The organism is Streptomyces vulcanius (assembly GCF_042653945.1).
Lineage (GTDB): Bacteria > Actinomycetota > Actinomycetes > Streptomycetales > Streptomycetaceae > Streptomyces > Streptomyces mangrovi.
Map to the genome: position 1 here is coordinate 1 of NZ_JBHSFK010000098.1, position 5,176 is coordinate 5,176.

Here is a 5,176-nt window from a genome sequence, read left to right on the forward strand (position 1 = left end):
ACAGTCGTTGCCTCAGAACTAACACAGTGGACGCGAGCAACTGAGGACAAGCCCTCGGCCTATTAGTACCGGTCACCTCCACCCATTACTGGGCTTCCAGATCCGGCCTATCAACCCAGTCGTCTACTGGGAGCCTTACCCCATCAAGTGGGTGGGAATACTCATCTCGAAGCAGGCTTCCCGCTTAGATGCTTTCAGCGGTTATCCCTCCCGAACGTAGCCAACCAGCCATGCCCTTGGCAGAACAACTGGCACACCAGAGGTTCGTCCGTCCCGGTCCTCTCGTACTAGGGACAGCCCTTCTCAATATTCCTGCGCGCGCAGCGGATAGGGACCGAACTGTCTCACGACGTTCTAAACCCAGCTCGCGTACCGCTTTAATGGGCGAACAGCCCAACCCTTGGGACCGACTCCAGCCCCAGGATGCGACGAGCCGACATCGAGGTGCCAAACCATCCCGTCGATATGGACTCTTGGGGAAGATCAGCCTGTTATCCCCGGGGTACCTTTTATCCGTTGAGCGACGGCGCTTCCACAAGCCACCGCCGGATCACTAGTCCCGACTTTCGTCCCTGCTCGACCCGTCGGTCTCACAGTCAAGCTCCCTTGTGCACTTACACTCAACACCTGATTGCCAACCAGGCTGAGGGAACCTTTGGGCGCCTCCGTTACTCTTTAGGAGGCAACCGCCCCAGTTAAACTACCCATCAGACACTGTCCCTGATCCGGATCACGGACCCAGGTTAGACATCCAGCACGACCAGACTGGTATTTCAACGACGACTCCACCTGAACTGGCGTCCAAGCTTCACAGTCTCCCAGCTATCCTACACAAGCCGAACCGAACACCAATATCAAACTGTAGTAAAGGTCCCGGGGTCTTTCCGTCCTGCTGCGCGAAACGAGCATCTTTACTCGTAGTGCAATTTCACCGGGCCTATGGTTGAGACAGTCGAGAAGTCGTTACGCCATTCGTGCAGGTCGGAACTTACCCGACAAGGAATTTCGCTACCTTAGGATGGTTATAGTTACCACCGCCGTTTACTGGCGCTTAAGTTCTCAGCTTCGCCACCCCGAAGAGTGACTAACCGGTCCCCTTAACGTTCCAGCACCGGGCAGGCGTCAGTCCGTATACATCGCCTTACGGCTTCGCACGGACCTGTGTTTTTAGTAAACAGTCGCTTCTCGCTGGTCTCTGCGGCCACCCCCAGCTCGAACAGTAAATGCTCTCACCAGGTGTGGCCCCCCTTCTCCCGAAGTTACGGGGGCATTTTGCCGAGTTCCTTAACCATAGTTCACCCGAACGCCTCGGTATTCTCTACCAGACCACCTGAGTCGGTTTAGGGTACGGGCCGCCATGAAACTCGCTAGAGGCTTTTCTCGACAGCATAGGATCATCCACTTCACCACAATCGGCTCGGCATCAGGTCTCACCCACATGCCATCCGGATTTACCTGGATGACGGGCTACACCCTTACCCCGGGACAACCACCGCCCGGGATGGACTACCTTCCTGCGTCACCCCATCACTCACCTACTACAAGTCTGGTCCGTCGGCTCCACCACTTTCCATTCCCCGAAGGGTCCGGAACGGCTTCACGGACTTAGCATCGCCTGATTCAATGTTTGACGCTTCACAGCGGGTACCGGAATATCAACCGGTTATCCATCGACTACGCCTGTCGGCCTCGCCTTAGGTCCCGACTTACCCTGGGCAGATCAGCTTGACCCAGGAACCCTTAGTCAATCGGCGCACACGTTTCCCACGTGTGAATCGCTACTCATGCCTGCATTCTCACTCGTCAACCGTCCACAACTCGCTTACGCGGCTGCTTCACCCGGCAGACGACGCTCCCCTACCCATCACGATCCCCGTTGGGGGTACATATCGCAATGACACGACTTCGGCGGTACGCTTGAGCCCCGCTACATTGTCGGCGCGGAATCACTAGACCAGTGAGCTATTACGCACTCTTTCAAGGGTGGCTGCTTCTAAGCCAACCTCCTGGTTGTCTGTGCGACTCCACATCCTTTCCCACTTAGCGTACGCTTAGGGGCCTTAGTCGATGCTCTGGGCTGTTTCCCTCTCGACCATGGAGCTTATCCCCCACAGTCTCACTGCCGCGCTCTCACTTACCGGCATTCGGAGTTTGGCTAAGGTCAGTAACCCGGTAGGGCCCATCGCCTATCCAGTGCTCTACCTCCGGCAAGAAACACACGACGCTGCACCTAAATGCATTTCGGGGAGAACCAGCTATCACGGAGTTTGATTGGCCTTTCACCCCTAACCACAGGTCATCCCCCAGGTTTTCAACCCTGGTGGGTTCGGTCCTCCACGACCTCTTACAGCCGCTTCAACCTGCCCATGGCTAGATCACTCCGCTTCGGGTCTTGAGCGTGCTACTCCACCGCCCTGTTCGGACTCGCTTTCGCTACGGCTACCCCACCCGGGTTAACCTCGCAACACACCGCAAACTCGCAGGCTCATTCTTCAAAAGGCACGCAGTCACGAGACAAAGAGCAAGCTCTCCGTCCGACGCTCCCACGGCTTGTAGGCACACGGTTTCAGGTACTATTTCACTCCGCTCCCGCGGTACTTTTCACCATTCCCTCACGGTACTATCCGCTATCGGTCACCAGGGAATATTTAGGCTTAGCGGGTGGTCCCGCCAGATTCACACGGGATTTCTCGGGCCCCGTGCTACTTGGGTGTCTCTCAAACGAGCCGCTGACGTTTCGACTACGGGGGTCTTACCCTCTACGCCGGACCTTTCGCATGTCCTTCGCCTACATCAACGGTTTATGACTCGTCCTGCCGCCGGCAGACGACAGAAGAGAGATCCCACAACCCCCACAACGCAACCCCTGCCGGGTCTCACACGTCATAGGTTTGGCCTCATCCGGTTTCGCTCGCCACTACTCCCGGAATCACGGTTGTTTTCTCTTCCTGCGGGTACTGAGATGTTTCACTTCCCCGCGTTCCCTCCACACTGCCTATGTGTTCAGCAGCGGGTGACAGCCCATGACGACTGCCGGGTTTCCCCATTCGGAAACCCCCGGATCAAAGCCTGGTTGACGACTCCCCGGGGACTATCGTGGCCTCCCACGTCCTTCATCGGTTCCTGGTGCCAAGGCATCCACCGTGCGCCCTTAAAAACTTGGCCACAGATGCTCGCGTCCACTGTGCAGTTCTCAAACAACGACCAGCCACCCATCACCCCCGGCACACACCGGAGTTCACTGGGGCCGGCACCTGAAGGAACATCATTCCCTCAGACACCCAACAGCGTGCCCGACCCGGACCCGTCCGGAGACCATGCATTCCACGCTCTCACGAGCAGTACTAGCAAGCCTCCGACCCAGAACCAGGCCGAATAATCAACGTTCCACCCATGAGCAACCGTGCAGAACATTTGCCTGCAGTCGGCTATTGCTCCTTAGAAAGGAGGTGATCCAGCCGCACCTTCCGGTACGGCTACCTTGTTACGACTTCGTCCCAATCGCCAGTCCCACCTTCGACAGCTCCCTCCCCACAAGGGGGTTGGGCCACCGGCTTCGGGTGTTACCGACTTTCGTGACGTGACGGGCGGTGTGTACAAGGCCCGGGAACGTATTCACCGCAGCAATGCTGATCTGCGATTACTAGCAACTCCGACTTCATGGGGTCGAGTTGCAGACCCCAATCCGAACTGAGACAGGCTTTTTGAGATTCGCTCAACCTCACGGTATCGCAGCTCTTTGTACCTGCCATTGTAGCACGTGTGCAGCCCAAGACATAAGGGGCATGATGACTTGACGTCGTCCCCACCTTCCTCCGAGTTGACCCCGGCAGTCTCCTGTGAGTCCCCACCACCCCGAAGGGCGTGCTGGCAACACAGAACAAGGGTTGCGCTCGTTGCGGGACTTAACCCAACATCTCACGACACGAGCTGACGACAGCCATGCACCACCTGTACACCGACCACAAGGGGGACCCTGTCTCCAGGGTTTTCCGGCGTATGTCAAGCCTTGGTAAGGTTCTTCGCGTTGCGTCGAATTAAGCCACATGCTCCGCTGCTTGTGCGGGCCCCCGTCAATTCCTTTGAGTTTTAGCCTTGCGGCCGTACTCCCCAGGCGGGGAACTTAATGCGTTAGCTGCGGCACCGACGACGTGGAATGTCGCCAACACCTAGTTCCCACCGTTTACGGCGTGGACTACCAGGGTATCTAATCCTGTTCGCTCCCCACGCTTTCGCTCCTCAGCGTCAGTAATGGCCCAGAGATCCGCCTTCGCCACCGGTGTTCCTCCTGATATCTGCGCATTTCACCGCTACACCAGGAATTCCGATCTCCCCTACCACACTCTAGTCTGCCCGTATCGAATGCAGACCCGGGGTTAAGCCCCGGGCTTTCACATCCGACGCGACAGACCGCCTACGAGCTCTTTACGCCCAATAATTCCGGACAACGCTTGCGCCCTACGTATTACCGCGGCTGCTGGCACGTAGTTAGCCGGCGCTTCTTCTGCAGGTACCGTCACTCTCGCTTCTTCCCTGCTGAAAGAGGTTTACAACCCGAAGGCCGTCATCCCTCACGCGGCGTCGCTGCATCAGGCTTCCGCCCATTGTGCAATATTCCCCACTGCTGCCTCCCGTAGGAGTCTGGGCCGTGTCTCAGTCCCAGTGTGGCCGGTCGCCCTCTCAGGCCGGCTACCCGTCGTCGCCTTGGTGAGCCACTACCTCACCAACAAGCTGATAGGCCGCGGGCTCATCCTGCACCGCCGGAGCTTTACAACCCGGGAGATGCCTCCCAGGCTCATATCCGGTATTAGACCCCGTTTCCAGGGCTTGTCCCAGAGTGCAGGGCAGATTGCCCACGTGTTACTCACCCGTTCGCCACTAATCCACCCCGAAAGGCTTCATCGTTCGACTTGCATGTGTTAAGCACGCCGCCAGCGTTCGTCCTGAGCCAGGATCAAACTCTCCGTGAATGTTTTCCCGTAATCGGGACGACACCACGAGAGCGGTGCGGAGGGAGGAATAATCCCCCCGCACACAGCGTCCTCGCTGTGTTCTACTTCAAAGGAACCTCATCCCCGGCTATCACTGCCGTGGGACGGGGTATCAACATATCTGGCGTTGATTTTTGGCACGCTGTTGAGTTCTCAAGGAACGGACGCTTCCTTTGTACTCACCC

At 57.5% G+C, this 5,176-nt stretch carries 2 rRNA genes; both read right to left on the bottom strand.

Annotated features, from left to right (window positions below):
* Window positions 1–42 precede the first annotated feature (42 nt).
* A 23S ribosomal RNA gene (locus ACFPIH_RS55990) occupies window positions 43–3,165 on the bottom strand.
* A gap of 277 nt (window positions 3,166–3,442) precedes the next feature.
* Window positions 3,443–4,970: ribosomal RNA gene (locus ACFPIH_RS55995) — 16S ribosomal RNA — on the bottom strand.
* The 16S and 23S rRNA genes sit together here, the layout of an rRNA operon.
* Window positions 4,971–5,176 lie beyond the last annotated feature (206 nt).